The sequence below is a fragment of the Robertkochia flava genome, assembly GCF_020166515.1.
Lineage (GTDB): Bacteria > Bacteroidota > Bacteroidia > Flavobacteriales > Flavobacteriaceae > Robertkochia > Robertkochia flava.
In genome coordinates this window covers 181,300-202,347 of sequence record NZ_JAINZT010000005.1, presented here as the reverse complement: position 1 = coordinate 202,347, position 21,048 = coordinate 181,300, and the positions used below count along the sequence as shown (strand labels likewise).

Annotated in this window: 16 protein-coding genes and 1 pseudogene; 10 read left to right on the top strand and 7 right to left on the bottom strand. The window is 46.8% G+C overall.

Features of this window, described 5'->3' with window-relative positions:
- The first annotated feature begins 53 nt into the window (after positions 1-53).
- Positions 54-575 carry a hypothetical protein gene (locus tag K7R11_RS07440; protein WP_224489906.1) on the top strand — a complete coding sequence of 174 codons (522 nt, stop codon included), beginning with the start codon at positions 54-56 and terminating at the stop codon, positions 573-575.
- Here the strand turns inward: K7R11_RS07440 and K7R11_RS07435 are convergent.
- Entirely contained in the window at positions 572-2,509 is a 1,938-nt protein-coding gene (locus K7R11_RS07435) for an FAD-dependent oxidoreductase (RefSeq protein WP_224489905.1), read from the bottom strand. The two genes, K7R11_RS07440 and K7R11_RS07435, sit on opposite strands and share 4 nt — an antisense overlap.
- 229 nt (positions 2,510-2,738) lie before the next feature.
- Here K7R11_RS07435 and K7R11_RS07430 point away from each other — a divergent pair, with 229 nt between their 5' ends.
- From K7R11_RS07430 to K7R11_RS07405, 6 genes are all read left to right on the top strand, one after another.
- Positions 2,739-3,860, top strand: coding sequence for a mevalonate kinase family protein (locus K7R11_RS07430; protein WP_224489904.1), 1,122 nt, complete (start codon positions 2,739-2,741; stop codon positions 3,858-3,860).
- The gene (locus K7R11_RS07425; RefSeq protein ID WP_224489903.1) at positions 3,853-4,737 is read left to right on the top strand and encodes a sugar phosphate nucleotidyltransferase; all 885 of its coding nucleotides are present in this window, start codon (positions 3,853-3,855) and stop codon (positions 4,735-4,737) included. The genes K7R11_RS07430 and K7R11_RS07425 overlap by 8 nt, the downstream gene beginning before the upstream one ends.
- A 158-nt stretch (positions 4,738-4,895) precedes the next feature.
- A complete protein-coding gene (locus tag K7R11_RS07420; protein WP_224489902.1) occupies positions 4,896-6,731 on the top strand; it encodes a sodium:solute symporter family protein in 1,836 nt (611 codons plus the stop codon).
- 38 nt (positions 6,732-6,769) lie between these two features.
- Positions 6,770-8,134: a Gfo/Idh/MocA family protein gene (locus tag K7R11_RS07415; RefSeq protein WP_224489901.1), complete on the top strand. Its 1,365-nt coding sequence runs from the start codon at positions 6,770-6,772 to the stop codon at positions 8,132-8,134.
- Positions 8,135-8,251: 117 nt separating this feature from the next.
- Positions 8,252-8,788, top strand: coding sequence for a hypothetical protein (locus K7R11_RS07410; RefSeq protein ID WP_224489900.1), 537 nt, complete (start codon positions 8,252-8,254; stop codon positions 8,786-8,788).
- Between the two features lie 314 nt (positions 8,789-9,102).
- Complete coding sequence (locus K7R11_RS07405) at positions 9,103-10,446, top strand: MBL fold metallo-hydrolase (RefSeq protein ID WP_224489899.1); 1,344 nt, start codon at positions 9,103-9,105, stop codon at positions 10,444-10,446.
- Between the two features lie 180 nt (positions 10,447-10,626).
- On the opposite strand, the gene K7R11_RS07400 is transcribed toward K7R11_RS07405, so the two are convergent.
- From K7R11_RS07400 to K7R11_RS07390, 3 genes are all read right to left on the bottom strand, one after another.
- Positions 10,627-11,985 carry an OprD family outer membrane porin gene (locus tag K7R11_RS07400; RefSeq protein WP_224489898.1) on the bottom strand — a complete coding sequence of 453 codons (1,359 nt, stop codon included), beginning with the start codon at positions 11,983-11,985 and terminating at the stop codon, positions 10,627-10,629.
- A complete protein-coding gene (locus tag K7R11_RS07395; protein ID WP_224489897.1) occupies positions 11,982-13,010 on the bottom strand; it encodes a c-type cytochrome in 1,029 nt (342 codons plus the stop codon). Before K7R11_RS07395 ends, K7R11_RS07400 begins: the two co-directional genes overlap by 4 nt.
- 669 nt (positions 13,011-13,679) lie before the next feature.
- On the bottom strand, positions 13,680-14,177 hold the full coding sequence (locus K7R11_RS07390) for a lactoylglutathione lyase family protein (protein WP_224489896.1): 498 nt from the start codon (positions 14,175-14,177) through the stop codon (positions 13,680-13,682).
- A gap of 198 nt (positions 14,178-14,375) precedes the next feature.
- On the opposite strand from K7R11_RS07390, the gene K7R11_RS07385 reads away from it, so the two are divergent.
- The 3 genes and pseudogenes from K7R11_RS07385 to K7R11_RS07375 all read left to right on the top strand — a co-directional run bounded on the left by K7R11_RS07385 (position 14,376) and on the right by K7R11_RS07375 (position 16,778).
- A complete protein-coding gene (locus tag K7R11_RS07385; RefSeq protein ID WP_224489895.1) occupies positions 14,376-14,513 on the top strand; it encodes a hypothetical protein in 138 nt (45 codons plus the stop codon).
- Between the two features lie 141 nt (positions 14,514-14,654).
- A pseudogene (locus K7R11_RS07380) lies at positions 14,655-15,704 on the top strand (SphA family protein).
- Positions 15,705-16,010: 306 nt separating this feature from the next.
- Positions 16,011-16,778 (top strand): exodeoxyribonuclease III, encoded by a 768-nt coding sequence (locus K7R11_RS07375; protein WP_224489894.1) that lies wholly within the window; start codon positions 16,011-16,013, stop codon positions 16,776-16,778.
- On the opposite strand, the gene K7R11_RS07370 is transcribed toward K7R11_RS07375, so the two are convergent.
- The 3 genes from K7R11_RS07370 to K7R11_RS07360 all read right to left on the bottom strand — a co-directional run bounded on the left by K7R11_RS07370 (position 16,775) and on the right by K7R11_RS07360 (position 21,046).
- A complete protein-coding gene (locus tag K7R11_RS07370; protein ID WP_224489893.1) occupies positions 16,775-17,977 on the bottom strand; it encodes a TIGR03435 family protein in 1,203 nt (400 codons plus the stop codon). The genes K7R11_RS07375 and K7R11_RS07370 overlap by 4 nt on opposite strands.
- 30 nt (positions 17,978-18,007) lie before the next feature.
- Positions 18,008-19,093, bottom strand: a complete 1,086-nt coding sequence (locus K7R11_RS07365; protein WP_224489892.1) for a TlpA family protein disulfide reductase — start codon at positions 19,091-19,093, stop codon at positions 18,008-18,010.
- Between the two features lie 633 nt (positions 19,094-19,726).
- Positions 19,727-21,046: a serine hydrolase domain-containing protein gene (locus tag K7R11_RS07360; RefSeq protein ID WP_224489891.1), complete on the bottom strand. Its 1,320-nt coding sequence runs from the start codon at positions 21,044-21,046 to the stop codon at positions 19,727-19,729.
- Positions 21,047-21,048 lie beyond the last annotated feature (2 nt).

Genomic DNA, 21,048 nt, shown 5'->3' with positions numbered 1-21,048 from the left:
ATTCCCGGTTTTAGAAAAAATACTATATTTGAATAAACCTAAATCTTAAGATCATGCTTCTTCGCGACCTTTTCAGACTGATTCTCAAATTAATGGGACTTTATGCGTTGATCATCAGTATCTTCACATTTTTACCTAAAGCCTTCAGCATTTCCGAGTTCGAACTCTCATCCTTCATTTGGATCTTTGTGGTTTCTGCGATAATGATAGGCATCTTTATTGTGATCGTTTTCCGAAGCGACATGATCATCGACCTGCTGGAACTGGACCAGGGCTTTGAAGAAAAGGAAATCCAGTTTGGTAACGTAGATAAATTCACCCTGATCAAGCTGGGTATCATACTTGCAGGAGGTATTCTTGTAGTTACCAAATTACCTGAGTTCTTGTATCAGACCTTTCACCTGATGAAGGATCAGCCCGAGCCTTCTGCCTGGCAAAAGTTCATCAGCCGTAACCAGGCCAGTTCAGAACCCTCGATAAACCTTGCGATCACCGGACTTCAGCTCATTACCGGTGGCCTGCTGCTTACCTTCAGAAACAAGATCAGTCTGTTTCTGAGCAACTCAAAATTCTAACGGGAGAAGGTTATCCCTGATTGATGCAATTCGTATTCGTAGACAGACAGCGCCAGGTTGGCCCTTGTTATCTTATGCCTTAACACGCCCTGTAACCGGGCCCGGAAGACCCTAGAGATCTCCAGAAGTTCGGACTCGGTAACCCAGCTTTCAGGATGTGCATGCCAGTCCTGAAAAAAACCATGGACCCCCATCCATTGTAGTGCCTTATAATAAGGGTCTTCGACCGACAGGTCTTTATAATACATTAATACGGCACCGCTTTCCAACAATCCCAATTGTAATGTTCTCACCGGTATATCCTGAACCGGTTCTCCCCTGTTTACCGAAATGGAGGCAGCCAGACCGGCAGCTTGACCGAGCGCCATCCAGGTAGGCTCCATTCGTAAAACAGAAAAACCAAGATGACTTCCTGACACAGGCACAGGGGCAAGGAGGTTCGAAACTTCCGGGGGAACCATGACCCCATATGGCACGGTAAACGGTGCTGTGCGCTGACTTATAAATCCGTCCAGGTGTACCCTGCCCGATTCTCTCTTTCTAACCCCATGGGAATCTATGGAATAATGCCCCGCCGTAACAGATGAAGGATGCACCGGCGGCCGTTCTCCCTTTTTAACCGGTAAGGCATCAAAGGCGGTATAAAAGTACTGGCCTTTCATCCTTCGCCCCTCCCTTACATAGACCTGTCGCGGAAAGTTGTTGTTATCCATATATTCGTCCCTGGCCAGTCCCCATGGAAGTATTTCTTCACGAAACCATAACGGCAGGTCCGGGTCATGCTGTGCGAACCAGAGTAAGCCCAGGGTGTAATTCTTTAATCGCTCTGCAAACCGATCCCTCCATTCCCACGAAGCTTCGGGCCACAACCAGTTTTCCTCCGGAAGGTCAGAAGACAGGAATGCGCGCTGCTGGTTATTGGCATCGGTTTTATTGTTAGGCAAGGCTACCGGGTTTAAGATCTTCGAGATTCCCCGGGGATTACCGGGTACCCTGGGAGGTTCCTTACTACCCATCGCACGGATGTTCTCACGTTCTTGCCCTGAGGTTTGATTCAGAAATTCGTCGTATTCTTTTCCTGCATGCCTTCCGGAAACCACATCCTCTATAAGACTCAGGTATTCTTCCCTGTTATAGGTCTCCGGTTGAGGTATGGGATTCCTGTTTTCAGGGTCCCGGGTCAGACAAAGCCTGTAGTTATAGGCCTGTATGGCATCATCAGGCATAAATGTACTACCCTCTGCCACCCGGCCTTCCCAGTATTTGTATACTTTTCCTGCCAGCTCTTCCCCAAAGGCCTCCTTACCCTCTCTGCCAACAGTATAAGGTACCCCGGCAGCAGCGATAAGGTCACCTTCGTAGGTTGCATCAACAAACACTTTCCCTGAAAACACCCTTTCTTCTCCACTCTCCCGGTGGGTAACCTTCAGGGACCGGATATAGCGCTCTTCCTTATGCACATCTTCCTCCCTACCATTGAACTGATAACCGGTAAGAACGGTGATCCCCTTTTCTGCTGCAATCATCTCATGAAACACCCTTTCTGCTACCGATGGCTCGAACCGATAGCCTTTCTTACAGGTTCTGTACTGCTCTGATAATACTCCGTATGTATCCCTGTAATGTTTTTCGATGGCCGTCACGAATTCCCTGAACAATCCGCCAACTGCACCCTCGGTCGAAATATCCGTCGCACCCAGTCCGTTTGCCGGGAGCCCCCCGATATGAAAAGATCGCTCCAAAAGAAGACAGGTTTTACCCTGGCGGGAGCCTTCTATAGCAGCCATGATGCCCCCGGGGGTTGCTCCAAGAATAACAAGATCATAATCGGAGGATTTATTTTGAGCGGTCATATCCGTGAAAAGACATAGCACCGAACAAAGGATCAGCCACCTTTTTAACCTGGAGGAAACTTCCGTGGAATACAAACTCATTGCAACTACCTGAATTTCAGTTGATTGATAAATTTAATCATAAAATCGGGTTTCCCTGAAAAACTTTACCTACAAAATTCCTAAAGTGTCCGTGAGATCCCCAGACTGGTGATTCGTAAGATCCTCCCCGGATTTCTCTTCTGAATTACTTTTGAAATTTGAAATTCTAACCGCTTATAGCTACTTTCGGGGACTTGCATTAAATGCTGTTAAAAATGCATGCGATACGATGACCCATCACAACCACCCGGACCGGAACAAACACCATATCACTGTACTTGCACCTGCACGCACCTGCTTGTTCGGAGACCATCAGGATTACCTGTATCTCCCCGTGATCGCCTGCGCTATAAACAGGCATATTACTCTTGAAGCCCGTGCTGAAAATCAAAGGACTTTTCAGATTGACCTCCCGGATATGGGAGAAAACAAAACCATAGCCCTCGATGAAGACTTCAGCAAAGGTGTTAAGGGAGACCATCTCCTGTCGGGATTCAAGGTCTTTAAAGATCTAGGGGGAAGTATTAGCAGCGGATACCACATTACGATAAAAGGGAATGTAGCTATTAATGCAGGTATTTCGAGTTCTTCTGCCGTTATGGTCGCCTGGATCACCTTTCTGTTAAAAGCCGGCGATCACCCCAGGAGCAACGATAGGGAGTTTATCGCTCAACTGGCGTATACAGCCGAGGTCACTGAACAGGATAGCCCCGGGGGGCGCATGGACCAGTACAGCATTGCCCTGGGAAATATTATGTTCCTGGAAACCGGTGAAAACGGCCGGTATCAGCTTTTTGAAAAGCAGATCCCCGGTCTTATCGTTGGCGAATCCGGAATACCAAAACCAACCCTTTCCCTTTTGGGCGACCTCAGATCAAAGGCCTGGAAGGCAATTGAGGAGATCAGGCAAAAACTCCCGGACTTCCGTATATCAGAGATCCAGCCTGAGGCATTGACGGAATACCTGCCCCTGGTTTCCAACCCGCTCCGTCCGGTTTTTGAGGCAGCGGTAAGAAATCATGCCATCACCATGGAAGCGTTGAAAGAAATTGAAAACGACCCTATGGACATGACCCGGATCGGCGAACTGATGAATCAGCACCATGAAATCCTGGACAAACTGTTGGGAATCACCGTGCCTCTTATAGACCGCATGACCGATGCAGCCCTGAGTGCAGGGGCTTTAGGCACCAAGATCGTGGGTTCCGGACTGGGAGGAAGCATCATAGCCCTGGCCAGGGAAGAAGATGTTCAAAAGGTGATCGCAGCGATTAAAGATGCAGGGGCGCGAGACGCCTATGCTGTTCAAACCGACCCGGGTGTCCGGGTAAAAAACACCTCTGATGAATAAAACTGAAACGGAGACTCTGGTGATCCTGGCCGGAGGGGCTTCTTCACGCATGAAGGCGGCATTAAGCGCTGCGGAAAGCGACCTTACCCCGGAAGAAATGGCCCAGGCAAATCAACGCAGTAAAGGACTTATCCAATTGGGAAAAAATCAATATCCTTTGCTGGACTATGTATTGTTCAACGCCAAACGGGCGGGGTACAAGAACATCGTTTTCCTCACAGGAGAAGACGCAGCACCATTCAGATCCCAGTATCTAAAACCCGATAAGCGCTACCAGGGTCTAAATGTATTTTTTGCCGTACAATCTGTTCCGGAAGGCAGAAAAAAGCCTCTGGGTACCGCAGACGCCCTCCTTCAGGCTATCGAGCAACAGGCCTGGCTTAAAGATACCCGATTTGTGGTTTGCAACAGTGATAACCTCTATTCGATAAAGTCCTTTTCAATGCTGCGAAATACCCAGGCTCCAAACGCCTTTATCAGCTATGACCGGGATGGGTTAAAATTCTCCAGGGAGCGTATCAACAGGTTTGCCCTTGTAAAAACCGATACAGAAGGATATTTGGAAGATATCATAGAAAAACCCTCAGTACAGGAGTCGGAACAGTACCGGGATGATGCAGGGAAATTCAGGGTGAGTATGAATATATTTATGTTTACCGGGAGCCAGGTGCTGCCCTTTCTGCAAAATTGCCCCTTACATCCCGTTCGGGAGGAGAAAGAGATTCCAACAGCCTTGCTCAACATGGTGAAAGCCCATCCCCGATCGGTACTTGGAATCCCTCTTACTGAACATGTACCCGATCTCACTTCAAAAAGTGATATTAGGATCTTAAAGCAATATCTCGAAACACATTATCCTCAGGAATTATGGCAATGAGGAGTTGGCCTGCTCCGGGGTCACACAAGACCGCTTCGTAAAGCCTGGCATCCGGGAAGCCATTTCCATGCGAACCAGTAAAAAAAGTTTTCAGGGCTTCGCGAAAAAATTATTTTTGAAAAACCATAACCTAACGTATGCCAACCTAAACTTAAGCTATGATCACACTGAATACCCTGGACTATCTTTTTATCTTTTCCTTTTTTACCCTAACCCTGGGTATCGGATTTTATGTTTCCCGTCAATCCGGAAAAAGCACTTCAGAATATTTTCTTTCGGGCAGAACCATGCCGTGGTGGCTGCTCGGGGTTTCCATGGTAGCCACGACCTTTTCTACCGATACCCCTAACCTGGTAACCGATATAGTTCGAACCGGTGGGGTAAGCGGGAACTGGGTTTGGTGGGCTTTTCTGATCACCGGATTGTTAACCGTATTTATCTATGCCAAATTATGGAGAAGGTCCGGGGTAAATACCGATATCGAATTCTACGAATTACGTTACAGTGGAAAACCCGCGCGGTTTTTAAGGGGCTTTCGCGCCGTGTACCTCGGGGTGTTATTTAACGTTCTTGCCATGTCGGCAGTCACACTTGCCGCCATTAAGATCGGGCAGATCATGCTGGGACTTTCACCCCTTGAAACAGTGGGTATTGCGGGATTGGTTACGGTGATATTTAGTACCGTGGGCGGATTCAAAGGAGTGGTCTACACCGATTTTATCCTGTTTTTTGTGGCCATGGCCGGGGGCATCGGGGCCGCGTGGTACTGCGTAAACTTACCGGAAGTTGGTGGGATCCAGGCGCTGATCACTCATGAGAATGTAGCAGACAAACTTCATATTCTTCCGGACTTCAACAATAAAGAAACCCTGATCACCCTGCTCATTATTCCGCTGGCTGTGCAGTGGTGGAGCGCCTGGTATCCAGGTGCCGAACCCGGAGGAGGCGGATATATCGCCCAGCGTATGCTGGCGGCTAAAAATGAAAATCACGCCATTGGGGCTACCTTCTTTTTCAATATCCTGCATTATGCCCTGAGGCCATGGCCCTGGATCCTGGTGGCCCTGGCTTCCCTTGTGGTCTACCCGGATATTGCAAGCATACAGGAAGCCTTCCCGGGAGTAACCCAGGATAAGCTGGGCAATGACCTGGCGTATTCCGCCATGCTCACCAAATTACCTAATGGCCTGCTCGGGGTGGTGCTCACCTCCCTGGTTGCTGCCTATATGTCTACCATTTCCACCCACCTCAACTGGGGGTCTTCCTATGTGGTAAACGATTTCTATATTCAGCACATTCATCCCGGTGCTTCCCAAAGGGAACAGGTGAACACCGGAAGGCTGGCCACGGTACTGTTGATGGTGGTCTCTGCCGGATTGGCCCTGGTGCTCAACAATGCCCTTCAATTGTTTAATATCATCCTGATGTTCGGGGCCGGAACAGGCCTCATCTTTATCCTGAGATGGTTCTGGTGGCGCATAAATGCCTGGAGTGAGATCTCGGCCATGTTCTCCTCGGGAATCATTTCTATCCTGATCAACTTTACAGCGGCAGGCACCTATTTGTTTGGAGGAATAAATGACACGGGAGTCCCGATCGACGGCCTTATGCCCGGATGGATGACCTATCCCTTTATTGTTGGGGCCACCACAATAATCTGGGTTCTGGTGACCTACCTGACAGCTCCGGAATCACAGGAAACCCTGGAAACATTCTGTTTGAAGATTAATCCCGGTGGCCCCGGTTGGAAAAAGGTCATTAAAGAAGGAGATACCGATAAACTTTCAAAAGCATTCCATGGGGAAACATGGAATGTACCGGCAGGTATTGCCGCAACCCTTGTTGGCTGTGTGGTGATCTACAGCAGCCTTTTTGCCACCGGATACTGGATCTACGGCCAATACACCAAAGCCGGGATCCTTACCCTTACCGCCGCAGTGGCTGCTTTTATTCTCACCAAACTGTGGCGTCAGATTAAATCGGTCATATTTTAATCCTCCATTACCCAACCAAAAGAGTTAAACCACATGTTATGAATTCCAGAAGAAACTTTATAAAAGCTACCTCAGCTGCCGGGACCGGATTATTATTTATGCCGGAAATGGCCTTTACCATGAACGCACAAAAAAGTCAGCTCAAGGTGGGACTTATAGGTGTGGGCTTACGCGGCACCAATCACCTTGATAATTTACTTCTCCGGGACGATGTGGAGGTCACCGCCCTCTGCGATATCGATCCGGCCCGTATCGATCTTTGCCGGAAGAAAATAAGGGAGGCGGGAAAGCCTGCCCCAAAAATGTTTGGAAAGGATGAATATGACTATCGCAATCTTCTGGACCTGCAGGAGGTCGATGCCGTGATCATAGCCACCCCCTGGTTATGGCATGTGCGTATGGCCGGAGATGCCATGAAGGCAGGTAAGTATACCGGGGTGGAAGTATCTGCCGCAAATACACTGGAGGAGTGCTGGGACCTGGTCAATATCCACGAGGAAACAGGCACCCACCTGATGATCCTGGAAAATGTAAACTACCGCAGGGATGTAATGGCCGTACTCCATATGGTCAGGCAGGGACTCTTCGGGGAACTTGTACACTTCCGATGCGGCTATCAGCACGACCTGAGACATGTAAAGTTCAATGACGGGAAGCAACCCTACGGAGGGGGAGTTGAATTCGGTGAGAACGCCATCTCAGAAGCCAAATGGAGAACCCAACACTCCCTCAGGCGAAATGCTGATGTGTACCCAACTCACGGGCTGGGACCGGTAGCTACCATGGCCGATATTAATCGTGGCAACCGTTTTGTATCGCTTACCGCTCACGCCACTAAAGCCGTTGGATTGCATAACTATATTGTAAACCACCCACAGGGAGGTGCCAACCATCCCAATGCCGACCTGAAATGGAAGCAGGGGGATGTGATTACCACCACCATAGGCACAGCCAAAGGAGAAACCATCATCATTACCCACGACTGTAACCTGCCCCGGCCCTACTCTCTCGGATTCCGGGTGCAGGGCGTAAACGGACTAACGGAATTTGATTATTACGATAAGCGTATCTATGTGGAAGGGAAAAGTGATGAACACCAGTGGGAAAAGATGGATGATTACCTGGATCGCTATGACCACCCGCTTTGGAAAAAATACGGCGAATACGCTGCCGGTTCAGGTCATGGCGGCATGGATTTCTTTGTGATCAATGCCTTTGTGGAGTCGGCAAAACAGAATATTGCACCTCCCTTGGATGTATATGACGCTGCGGCCTGGAGTTCGGTTACCCCACTTTCTGAAGCCTCCATCGCCAACAACGGAGCACCTCAGGATTTTCCAGATTTCACAAGAGGAAACTGGATTAAACGCACCCCTTATAACTGGATGAAAGACACCTATTAAGAGGGTGCGGAAACGTCTGGTGACACCCGGGTTTAAAAGAACTTTAACCCCTGGTCTTTTCTAGGCCCCCTGAGAATGGTTACCTTTAAGGTTTGTAAATCAAAACACATAATGATCATGAAACATGCAATCAGATTTATGAGCCTTATCGGAGTACTCATGCTAACCGGATGTAATTCTTCAGATGCCTACAAGGAGCAGCTGGACACACTGAACAACAACTGGAGTTCAACCACAGAAGAACTTACTTCATTTGCCCAATCGGCCGATACCGAGCTTAAAGCCTGGAAAGACATGTATGAAGGAATGGATGCGGAAATTGATGTGACCGCGATCTCTGATGATAAAAAACAAATCCTGGACAGTCTTGATGCAGTATGCAGAGGTCATGGTGATACATACACGCTTATGAACCAGGAAATCTCAGAGTTGGAGACACTTTGGACAGAAAACGCAAAGATCGTCGAAGATCTTAATGATAAATTTGAAAATAACAGCCTGTCTGAAGAGCATCTTGATGCCATCGATCAGTTGAACCGGCAAACGGAGGAAGTTAGCGAGAAGCTAAGTACCTGGAAAAGCACCCTGGAAAATGTTAAGAGCGATTGCGCGGTTACCTGCCAGGAATACGCAAAGGTGATTGACCAGGAATAATTCCATCTTTTTTAGAGTGCTCTTTCTCAGAAGGACCTCCAAAGGCAGCAGAAAACGGGAAAACCTAAAGTGCTTGTCTGAGCCAGCGATATGAAACCCTCTTGTCTTTACATTTTTTGAACTTTATCCCTGACCTCTTATGTGACTTATGTTACTGAAAATAGAGGAAAGAATTCCTACTTTTAAAAGCACCTCGGTTGAGGTCTGACCGTTAGTAACCCGGCGCCGCCTGATTAGGGTAAACCTGGGAAGTAGCGGAATTAAAGAAGGATCCTGACCGAAGTTCTAATGAATTTTAAAATGTAAAACAGGTTATGAAGATTAAGCAATTTGAAGATAAACCCCTGGCTCATTATTCTTACGCCATCGTTAGTGGCGATAAGATCGCACTGGTAGATCCTGCTCGCGATCCTATGCCCTATTACCACTTTGCGGAGCGCAATAATGCCCGCATCGTTGCCGTTTTTGAGACCCATCCCCATGCCGATTTTATAAGCAGTCACCTTCAGATCCATAAGGAAACCGGGGCTACCATTTATACAAGTTCCATGGTGGGAGCAGAATATCCGCACCAGGCCTTCGATGATGGAAACAGCTTTACGATGGGAGAGGTTACCTTTACCGCCCTTCATACGCCAGGCCATTCGCCGGATGGGATCACCATACATGCCACCGATGGTTCAGACCATGCATTATTTACCGGTGACACCCTGTTTATCGGAGATGTTGGCCGCCCTGACCTCAGAGAAAAGGCGGGAAATATGAAAGCGAAAAGAGAAGAACTGGCAAAAATGATGTATCATACCATACAGGAAAAATTCAGGGATTTCCCTGATGAAACCACAGTATATCCGGCGCATGGCGCGGGATCGCTATGTGGGAAGAACCTCAGTGATGCCGCCAGCAGCACCCTCGGAAATGAAAGACAGGGCAACTGGGCGTTCAGGGAGCAGACCGAGGAGGAATTCGTGTATGAGATCCTCAAGGATCAGCCTTTTATTCCGTCCTACTTCGGCTACGATGTAGACATCAATAAAAAAGGGGCTCCCGATTACGAAAAGAGTCTATGTGGCATTCCGTTTCGCATAGGATATGCCCCGGAACACAACGGAGGGTTGATCGTTGATACCCGAAAGGCATCTGATTTTAAAGCAGGTCACCTCAGGGGAAGCTTCAATATCCAGGCTGATGGCATCGACGACAAGGTGGAAACATGGCTGGGATCTATCGTAAGGCCGGAAGAAAAATTTATCCTGGTCATTCCTGCTGCCGACAGAAGGCATGAGATTCTGGCCCGAGTGGCCAAAATCGGGTACGAATCCCTGATCACAGCGGTTATTACCCTTAATGGTAAGATTGATCTGGAACAAAGCACACCGCTCCAACTGGAAACCTTCAGGGAGCATCCGGATAACTATACGATTGTAGATGTTCGCAATGCCAGTGAGGTGGCCGGGAACCCGATCTTCGAAAATGCAGTGAATATTCCTCTGAATGAACTCAGAGACAGGGTAAACGAAATTCCTCAGGAGAAACCGCTTGTGGTGCATTGTGCCGGCGGATACCGAAGTGCAGCAGGAAGCAGTATTCTTAACGGACTCAGGAGCGATACAGTCTATGACCTGGGGGAAGCAGTAAAAGAGTTTAAATCAAAATAAACCCTTCAACGGAAGGAATTACCGGGCCCTTATGGTTTTCATAAGGGCTTTTTTCCGTTTTACGAACTCTTCCCGCTTACCAACCTGTATCCCTGTTTCCCTGTTTCCCTGTATCCCTGTTTCTCGGTCTCCCAGTCTCCCTGTCTCCCTGTCTCCCTGTCTCCCTGTCTCCCTGTCTCCCTAAAAATTATAATTAAGCACCAGGTTGATATTCCACATATCCGCCTTGTTCATGATAAAATTCGGGCTGTCCGGGAAATCTCCATTAGCCACCTTATAGGTCACCAGGAATTCAGGCTGGAATCCTTTCAGGCCTTCAAATTCAAAAAAGAGGTCTGCATTGAAGTGCGCATAGCTCGGAAAGGCATATTTGTTCAGGGCCGGGTTGAAAGGATCATCTTTCCAGTGTTGTCCTGCACTCCATGTAGAAAGCACCTTTGTTTTCAGGGCGGGAAACTCGGTTTGTGTATTAAAATAGGCAACCAGGGCGTGATTTCCGGCCGTTCCCTCACTGCGTTCCCGTTTCTGAAAACTGAAGAGGAATTCCCGTCCCCATTCCCGCGGAAACAAAAAGCGCCCGGCCCCCGTAATACGGTCATAGGCCAGGGAGACCGATGATGTCTTATTGATCCGGTAGGCAACCTTCCCCCCGATCACATCAGCAAATTTATTGCGGAAATAACTCAGGCTGTCTATGGCATTCCCTCCATTGTCCAATCGGTTTTGGTGTAACCATTCTGCCTGTAGGGTCCATTTTGGATTTACCTTATATGTGGGACGGATATACAAACTATTAAATACATTATCCACATAAAAATCCCAAAGTTCCACAGAGAACTGTTTTGAGATCCTCAGGTCGGAGTTGGCCAGGATTACGAAATCTGAATTTACATTCTCCCGGTAGAGTGAAGGCTCACCGGCGATATCCCTGCCAACGGGATAGAGGCCGATACTTTCCCCTATTTCAAAAAATTTATCTGTCGATCGCGGAGCAATCCTGTCCAGTACCCCGATCTGAAACTTATGTCCCTGGGCTGAGCCGTACTGATACCAAATGCCCTGAACCAGGGTGGGAATCATACGTCCATCCTGCGGATTAAGAAAAGTGCTCTTAACCTTCATTCTCCCTACCTTAAGATCGTGTCCTGCTGCAGCATACCCCAGGTACATTTCCCCCAAAAGAGCGATCCAGCGGTCATCCGGATCTTCGATATCAAACAAGCCAATCTCGTAGCGTGACGCCTGGCCGGTTATCGGGTCAGGAAGGTTGAGATCCTGGATATTGGTATTCAGGGAGGTGTATAACGCCCCTCCCAGATAGAGTCCTGAAGAAAACTGATATTCGTATTTCACATATCCCCCTGTGGCCAGGGCGTAATAATCCTTCAGTTCGCCCTTGTTTATGGTATTCATGAAATAGGTTCTCCATTGTCCGCTGAGGGTTCCTTTCTGCGGTGTAACCTCATCATTTTTTTGAGCCCATAGTGAAAAGCTGAACAGGGTGATCACCAGGGTACTCAAAATATATTTTCGCATCATTTCGATTTCGTGATTTGGTATTGCTTTTTGTAGTATTCGATAATCGGCGGGAAAGGTCCGAATTTATGTTGATCCGGAGAAAAATCATCGGCCCATGGTCCGTAGGGTGTGGAAACCGGTTTTAGTTTTTTATCCGGGAAATCGGCTTCGAGATTGGACTTCTCCGGCCTTGCAAAACTGTTGATATACCCGGCAACATGATAGGCTTCTTCATCGGTGAGCTTAGGATTCTCCCAGGTGGCTTCCAGGTAAGGCATATTCGACTTTATAAATTCTGCCGCGGTGATTACCCGGTGCATTCCGGCCCCGTTGTTATAGGTGTCATTCCCCCATAGGGGCGGATAAACATATCCGGGGCCATCGGGCTTGGCAGCCCCTTGTCCGTTCTCCCCATGACAAATCACACAGTGCTGACTGTAAACAGCTTTGCCTTTCTCCAGGTCTACGGCCACATTGGGAATATTAATTTTAGGGTACCCCGAAAACTCCTTAAGGCGCTCTTCCGGCAACCCTTCTCCAAGCCATTCCATATAGGTCACCATAGCCTGCATTTCACGGGAATCCTCAGGCAGCTTTCTTCCGTTCATACTGCGTTCCATACACCCGTTAATACGGTCTTCAATGGTACCGGTTGTATTCTCGCGTCCGCGAAACTGCGGATAACGGTCAGTAACACCCACCCAGGAACCGGACCCGGCCTGGGTACCACCTTTCAGGTGGCAATTGGTACAGGAAAGGTTATTCCCGGAAAAATGCATCGCGGGATCTTCGGCTCCCGGACCTATCCATCTGGATGTCTCCGAGAGTATCAGATAGCCGTATTTCACTTCCGGATCCATCACTCCGGCAGCGAATTCCTCCTCGGGGATCTTTAATTCCCATGTCTTGGGTTGCGACTTTAAAAAATCGAGCATTCCGGGATTAAAACTGTAGAGAAAAATAAAAACCGTAACCAACAATATCCCGGAGATCAGCCAACTGAGCTGTCTTCTAAGAGAACGCAATATTTCGTGAAGTTCATCCATATAGTTATCTAAACTATTACTAGTGATAACAAAATTAAGGGTTGCCCTGCTTCAGGGCTGTAATATTTGTTACACAGGAAAAAGCCTTCCTTGACACTCCTCCATTATGAAGTTACTAAATAACTGGAAGTCTTTGAGTAACAATGGAAAAACCAATCACAAAAATTTCGAAGAGATGAAGTTTAAAATCCCAGAATTAGAAAAAGAGAGCGAAAGGATATGAAATGATGGGCGAATCAGTCAGGAGTTGGAGCTGAAGTTGGAGTTGGAGTTGGAGTTGGAGTTTGGGTTGGAGTTGGAGTTGGAGTTTGGGTTGGAGTTTGAGTTTGAGTTTGAGTTTGAGTTGGAGCTTGCCATCCCTCAAGGGAGGAAATCCTGCCTGTGCGAAGCACGGTAGGTTGGAGTTTGAGTTTGAGTTTGAGTTGGAGCTTGCCTGCCTGTGCGAAGCACGGTAGGTTGGAGTTTGAGTTGGAGCTTGAGTTTGAGTTGGAGTTGGAGCTTGCCTGCCTGTGCGAAGCACGGTAGGTTGGAGTTTGGGAGTATTAATATACCAAAACTTATAACTTAAAATTAACCCATCGAACGGCAAACCTACAATCTCCTATTCTCCCTTATAACCTGTAACCCGTAACCTGTAACCTGTAACCTGTAACCTGTCACCTGTAACCCCTAACTATACGCCCCGGACGAATACGTGAGCTCATAGCTATGGGTATAGATCTCGAAAACGATCCCGAACGGATCTTCCACATAGACCATCTGATACGGTTTTTCGCCCGGATAATAACTTCGGATGGGCATGCGCTGCTTCCCGCCGGCAGCCACGATCTTTTGGGTGAGCCCTTCGATATCGGGATCCTGTACACAAAAGTGAAAGAGCCCGTTTCGCATGGGCTGAAAATCGGGGGCTTCCTGGCCTTTGAGGTGAAAAGAAAACAGCTCGATTCCGATTCCGTCTGAGGTGGCCATATGGGCGATCATAAATTCCTGCCACCCTTCCCCGAACACATCTATGCACATTTGCCCCACCGGGGTTTCTCTTTCTTCCTTAACCAGGGTCGGTGGCATGATCACGTACCAGCCCATAACCTCAGCGTAAAAATCGACTGCTTTTTGTATGTCGGGTACATTAAGCCCTATATGCGAAAAACTTCGTGGATACTTCATAACTTTAAATACTACTATTCAAGCTTAAAAATACCACAAATACTTCGCAACCAATTAGTTAAGCCGAAAATATTATAGCCTAAGTGACAAGGTACGGGTGACGGGGTACGGGCACTATAAAATGTATTACCTAGCATTCATCATCTATAATCTTCCGGTTTCCTCCTCGTTTCCTCGTACCTCCGTACCCCTGCCTGCATGGCTGCGGGCAGGCAGGTTCGTACCTTATTTAAGGAGATCGCCTATGAACCGGTATTTAAATATCCCCGGCAATTCACCCGGATATTCAAAAAGAATACGGGTATCTCCGCCAACGAATACCACATGATGAATTAACCCTCCGGGGAGCCCCCTCGCGCTGAATACACCTATGATGACAATCAGTTTTTAACATACGTTTTCTCTTTACTTTAGAGCTTCCTTTAAATTCGACTTATTTATGTAATGGTTTATCCGGATAACCTGAAACCATAAGTCATGAAAACAAAAAACCAATTCCAAAACACTCCGATAGGATACCCGTGGGTGTTGATTTTATCGTTGGCTTTATTTTTTCATCCAACAGTATACGCACAAGTCGTATCTCCTGTTCAGGGAGGGCATTATGCTCCCGTGGTTAAGAATGTACGGGATATGGCTACTCCCCCACCCGGACTCTTTGTATTATGGTACAATGCCTTTGCCTCCAGCAATAAATACATAGACCGAAACGGAAATGGGTTTAACCGTATTAACCTGGGAAATATAAATCCTGGGCTTCCTCCCATAGAAGTTTCCACCAATCTGGATGCATTTACGAGTATCCCTACCATATTCTGGGCCTCCAACTTCGAAATATTAGGAGCCCGGTACATGGCGGGAATTTCCGCGAATTATATTTCGGCTGATGTCTCCGTTATAACCGAGCGAAATGGCGCCATTTTAGATACCACATTTACCAGAAGGACCAATAGCAAAGTCTCCGGAATAAGCGATCTGTTTGTAGCCCCCGTCGGACTTTCCTGGGGTTTGGACAATGCCGATATTACCTTTCTGTACGGGTTCTACGCCCCCACCGGGAAATATGAAACCGGAGGCGATGATAATGTTGGGCTGGGGTTCTGGACCCACCAGTTCCAGGGCTATGGATATTTCTATCCCGTGGAAGACAGGTCCAGTGCCATTATGCTGGGGCTTACCTATGAGACCAACAGCTAGATCGAGGATGCCGATGTGCGTCCTGGTGACCGGTTTTCCCTTGAATACGGAATCAGTCAATACTTTACCGAAAGACTCGAAGTATCCATTCAGGGCGGGCACAACTGGCAAATTGGAGATGATAAAGGAGACGATGTCTACTGGGATCCAACATTTCACGACCGTAAGAGCAGTCTGGGATTTGGTGTAAGCTACTGGATCTGGAAAGATCACCTGCAGATGAATTTCAAATATGCATTTGACTACGGTATACGACAACGATATAAAAACAACCTGTATTTTTTGAATCTGGTTTTTGTTCCTGATGTGCTCACCGGGAAGAAAAAATAAGCATGAGGTGAAAACCGGTGAATCAGATGTTAGAACCCTGGCAAAGTGAATCGTATCAATCCACCAAAAAGCCTTTAGTAGGATAATCTCTGAATGCCTGGAGGTGATACTCGCTGTCTATTGCTTGAGAGAGGTAAAAACAACGTTTAACAGTCGAAAAAATCGAATATCAAACACCATAAAAGAAACGGTTCTCCCTTTCCTTGCTTCCCTGTTGAGGTTGTTTTTTGACTAATCAACACCTAAATATGATTTGAGTTTTGTCCTTATTGAATACCTTTATGGTGAACTTAAAAAGTCGTCATCATGAAGATCGTTACCTGGAACGTAAATGGCATCCGAGCCGTGGTTAAAAAGGATTTTTTTGAAACCGTAAAAAACCTCAACCCCGACATACTTTGCTTGCAGGAAACCAAGGCCCAGGTGGATGAAACCAAAGAAGCTTTATCCGGGGTTGCTGATGACTTTAACATCGTTGCCAATGCCGCAGAGCAAAAGGGCTATTCAGGCACCGCTACTTTAAGCAAAACCGAAGCCGTCCATACCTCTGAGGATATGGGCAAGGAAGAACACGATAAGGAAGGTCGGGTGATCTGCACCGAATTCGAACATTTTTTCCTGGTTAATGTCTATGTACCCAACTCGGGACAAAACCTGGTGCGACTGGATTACCGGGAAACCTGGGACCTGGACTTCCTGGCCTATCTCAAAGACCTGGAAAAGAAAAAGCCGGTGATCGTGTGCGGGGATATGAACGTGGCCCACCAGGCCATCGACCTGAAAAACGATAAATCCAATTACAACAAAACGGCCGGGTATACCCAGAAAGAGATCGACGGCATGACCCGCTTTCTCGAGAACGGTTTTGTAGATACCTTCCGCCACTTCCATCCGGACGAGGTAGCCTATACCTACTGGAGTTACCGATTCAGTGCCCGTAAAAAAAATATCGGGTGGCGACTGGATTACTTTTTGATTAGTGAATCCCTTCTGGACAAGGTAGAAAAGATCGAAATCCTTTCTGATATCATGGGATCCGATCACTGTCCGGTAGCCCTGACCCTGACCCTTTAAATAGCTTTTTTATAAATTTTTATAACTTCCACCGGCACTGCATTTTCACTAACCTGAAGTTTTAAACCCAAAGCATCCAGGGCTTTTTGAAGACTACCCTGTTCTTCAAATGCCCAGTCAATTTGTATATCATATTTACCCCCGAGCCCCGTCTGGTCTGTTACCGGTTTATCCAGAAATCCTTCGAGATATCCGGTAAATTTATGCATCGGGATCGCCTTGCCCTCAAAATGAGACCCCGTAAAAGTTACACCGGTCCTATCTGCATCAGAAGGAATTAATATTGCCCTGGTTTGCACTAATTCGTATACCTCCAGGGTATCTGTAGTCATTTTACCGTTCACATCAAAATAGTCATTCAGAAATGCTACTCCCAGTTCCTTCCATTGGTCATGGTATTCAGGAGCGGTGTAGAGCTCCAGGTTAAATTGATGATCGGGTTCATAGGGGAAATCCTCAAAACTCAATCCTTCTTCAAATACGATACGGTTTGGTGATTCCACCTCAAAAATGGTCTGGTACATCCTGGGGATGGTACTATTCCAGAGACTTACACCATTTATTTCTCCCTGATCCCTGTGATATCGGTAGCCCCCGCGTTGCTGTTGTTTATAGGAATGAAGGCTGATGGAATACCCCTTCTTCAACTCCTGTTTTAACAGCGTGGATGTTACCTCAGGGTCAACGTAAAAGTCATCCTTCAGTTCCGGGGCTACCTCTGCTCCTGAGATCACCTTCCCGATCAGCTCAGCATCAATATTAGATGGATGGGTTATCGCCTTTACCACCCCATTCGCATCCAATATTACAGAATGCGGGATCACCCGGTAAGGAAACATCTTTTTAGAAAGGGAATCTGAAACATAGGTGATATCCCAATTAGTCCGGTCCATAAATCTTTGAAGTCTATCCGTATTTTCTTCAGAGACTGCTATTACCGCGAGGTCGTCTCCATACACACCCTTAAGGCTATCTAGTTTACGTAAGGCAGGAATACATGGCCGGAACCAGGTCGCCCAATAGTCAATAACCACCGTTTTACCCCTGAGATCATCAAGTTTAAGAGACGTTATTTGATCCCCGATCACCTTATCAAAGGAAAAATCCGGAACTCGTTGTCCTACCTTAACCGGGTGTAAATCGGCACTACAGGAAACAACAGTAAGTGTAAGCAGAATTAAATAAAGAGTACGTTTCATTACTATTCTGGTAGAATCTGCTTTTTGACCTTATAAACTTTCCAGGAATGCTTTGTCGAAGCCTACCACAACGCTATCTATGATACCTTGCTCATTGATCAGGATAAAAGTAGGCGTTGAAGATACACCGTAAGCCTCTCCGATCTTCTCTGCATTCGGAACCACAGGAAATGAAACCTTGACCTTATCAAAATAGGCTACAAGATCCTTTTGTTTGTCGAATGGAGCGATATAGAAGGTTTCCATATTAGCGGGAAGTTCAAAATCGTTCTGATTCATAAACTTAATCGCCTGGTGACAATGACCGCAGCCTGTGCTCGAAAAGTTCAGGAGAATTTTTTTCCCCCGATATTCTTTCAGGCTTAAAGAATTGTCCTGCAGATCCACCTCTTCAAATAAAGGGGCTTCCTGACCTGCTTCTAACAGTGTTCGTTCTTTGTTCTTACCGTAGAAAACAGACTTGTAATCTGAAGGTGGGGTATAGGCTGGTTTCTCCTTGCCCGGTCCGAGTTCATAATCGGAATAGCTACATACCAAACGTTGACTGAGGCTGCCCTTAAAGTAATTTCTCCGTTCCCATCGCTCCAGTAGTTTTAAATCGGTATTGATAAAAATATGCTGCTCAGTGTACACCTTATTCCCTTCAACAACCTTATCATTTTCGATCCGGTAGAAATCCAGTAGGTCATTACCATCAATTAGGGTATCCTTCACATAGATCCAATCCGTCTTTTCAAGTAGTATCAAGGGGGAATTCCTTATAGAATATGAATTGATGAAGGCAGATTTAACGAGATCAGGGTTCTTTTCAGGAAAAAACTCAACACTCTCATCCCGATGGTTTACCGATTTAAACTCGCCTTCCTGGTAAATATTATCGTAAAATTTATTCTTTATTATAAAGTCATACCCAATGACACTTTCCGGATTTTTACTGAAGAATGAAGAGGTTTTCACCGTATCAATTTCACCAATTGGATTCGGATTAAGGGCTACCAGCTCATAGTTGAAATTTTCAGAGGTACTGATCTTTTGCCTGGCCTGATCCAATATCCCTTGCGGATCTTCGGAGCAGGAAGTGAACGTAAGTAATGTGAGAATTGAAATTTGTTTCAACCTGTAAATATTGCATTTAGATAACATAAAAAAATAGTTTATTAGAATCATTGATTTATTCGACACGGAATAGCTTGGATAATGTTTTAGCGAGCTCTGTATTCCATAATTCTTAGCATATTATAGAGTTGATACACAGTAAAAAATACCAAACACACCTGTCTCCAACTCGATATATTGTTAGGTAAAACCGTTCTGCTTTTCCCGATTAACCTACGTAAAACCTTTAAGGAGATCGCCACGTCGGCCTTTGTCCTCCTCGCGAAGACGTGGATATTCACATGTATCATCACACCGAACTCAAACTCAAACTCAAACTCAAACTCAGACTCAGACTCAGACTCAGACTCAAACTCAGACTCAAACTCAAACTCAGACTCAAACCTTACCTGGCGGCAGGCAGGGTGGATCGAAGCAAAGCCTCGAGACGGGGTGGGTTGATTCTCGTTAGCTGCATCTACAACCCCTTCCGACCCCGGCTCCTCGATAACTATCGAGAGCCGGCGCCACCTTCCCCTGACCAGGGGAAGGAGCCCATTATTCATCTATATTTTAAAACGTCATCCCCTGCACAAGAAATCAGGATTTCAAAAACCTCGGGAATACGATTCATTCATCATTCATCGTGATTCTTTATTCCTGAATCTTTTCTCCTTCCCAGCGTACGCCCTGAAAATCCATATAAGCCTTTAATTCGCCTTGACTATCCATGCGGAATTCGATAGACTCCCGGCTTTCCGGGGCCCAAAAGAATATTGAATCACTTTCAGGCTTAAGCACCCCGGCCCTCTTCCCCTTTTGATAGGCCACCAGGGAATCGTTCTCAATCCTGAATTCCAGCACCAGGTGCCCGGCATCCACAAAGTCATACCTACCTTCATAAGCCTTGAGGATATTGGCGTTGATGGTGGCCATTTCACGCTGTACAGGTTGGGGAATATCAACTGTATCCCCTTCCATGATGGCCACCAGATCTTTAGTCATCATTTCAAATGGAAGCATATCCATATTGCTCAGGAAAACGATCGAAAAATCATTCTTTACATTGGCAGATACCCAGGCCCTTTTCCCCTTGCTCCCACCGGAATGGGTAATGATCCCATCTTCCGACAACCGATCTGCCAGGGGAGAAGACCTCAGGGATCGCATAAACCGGCTCATATCCCCGGCGGTAGAAAATAAGTGTCCGAGCTGCATGTCTTCCTTCTCCAGTGGATCCACCTTTATTAAAGAATCATTTTTCAGGTAATGACCATAGGCGTAATGAGATAATTTTGCGTCTTTATCCAAAAAATGAGCTCCGGAGCCATTCATCTGTAAAGGATCAAAAAATCGCTCCCGAAGCACTTCCGGATACGGTTTCCCTTCGATCGTACCGATCAGGTAATACAGGATCTGGTACCCCGGATTCGAATACAAGGTGTCGGTACCCGGATCAAACTCCAGGGACTGACTCCTTACGTATTCCATGACCTCCGAAGCAGTCAGGTCAATGGGATCTTCCTCAAGACCTGACAGTTCCCGGGGCAATCCCGACCGGTGATCCATAAGTTGCTGCACTGAAACACGGTCTCCAAAGGAAAAACCATCCAGATAGGTTGCCAGGGGGGCTGAAAGATCGAGCTTCCCTTCCTTCTCCAGCTGAAAGAGCACTGCCTTAGCCATAAGCTTGGACACCGAGCGCAGATCGAATTGTGAAAGGGTATCCACGGCCAGACTTTCGGAGCGAAACTTTTCTGTAGTATAGGCTTTATGCAATAAGATCTTGCCATTATTTTCCAGTACAACCACCCCATTAAACTGGCCCATATCGGCCAAAGCCGACAGGTAGTCATCTGCATTTCGGGCCTCCGGAGCTGTATTTTCTCCACCCGAAATACCCCTTTCAGGCTTTTGCGATCTGCCGCAAGAGACCAGGATAGAAACAATAATGATATATTTTATGAATCTCACAC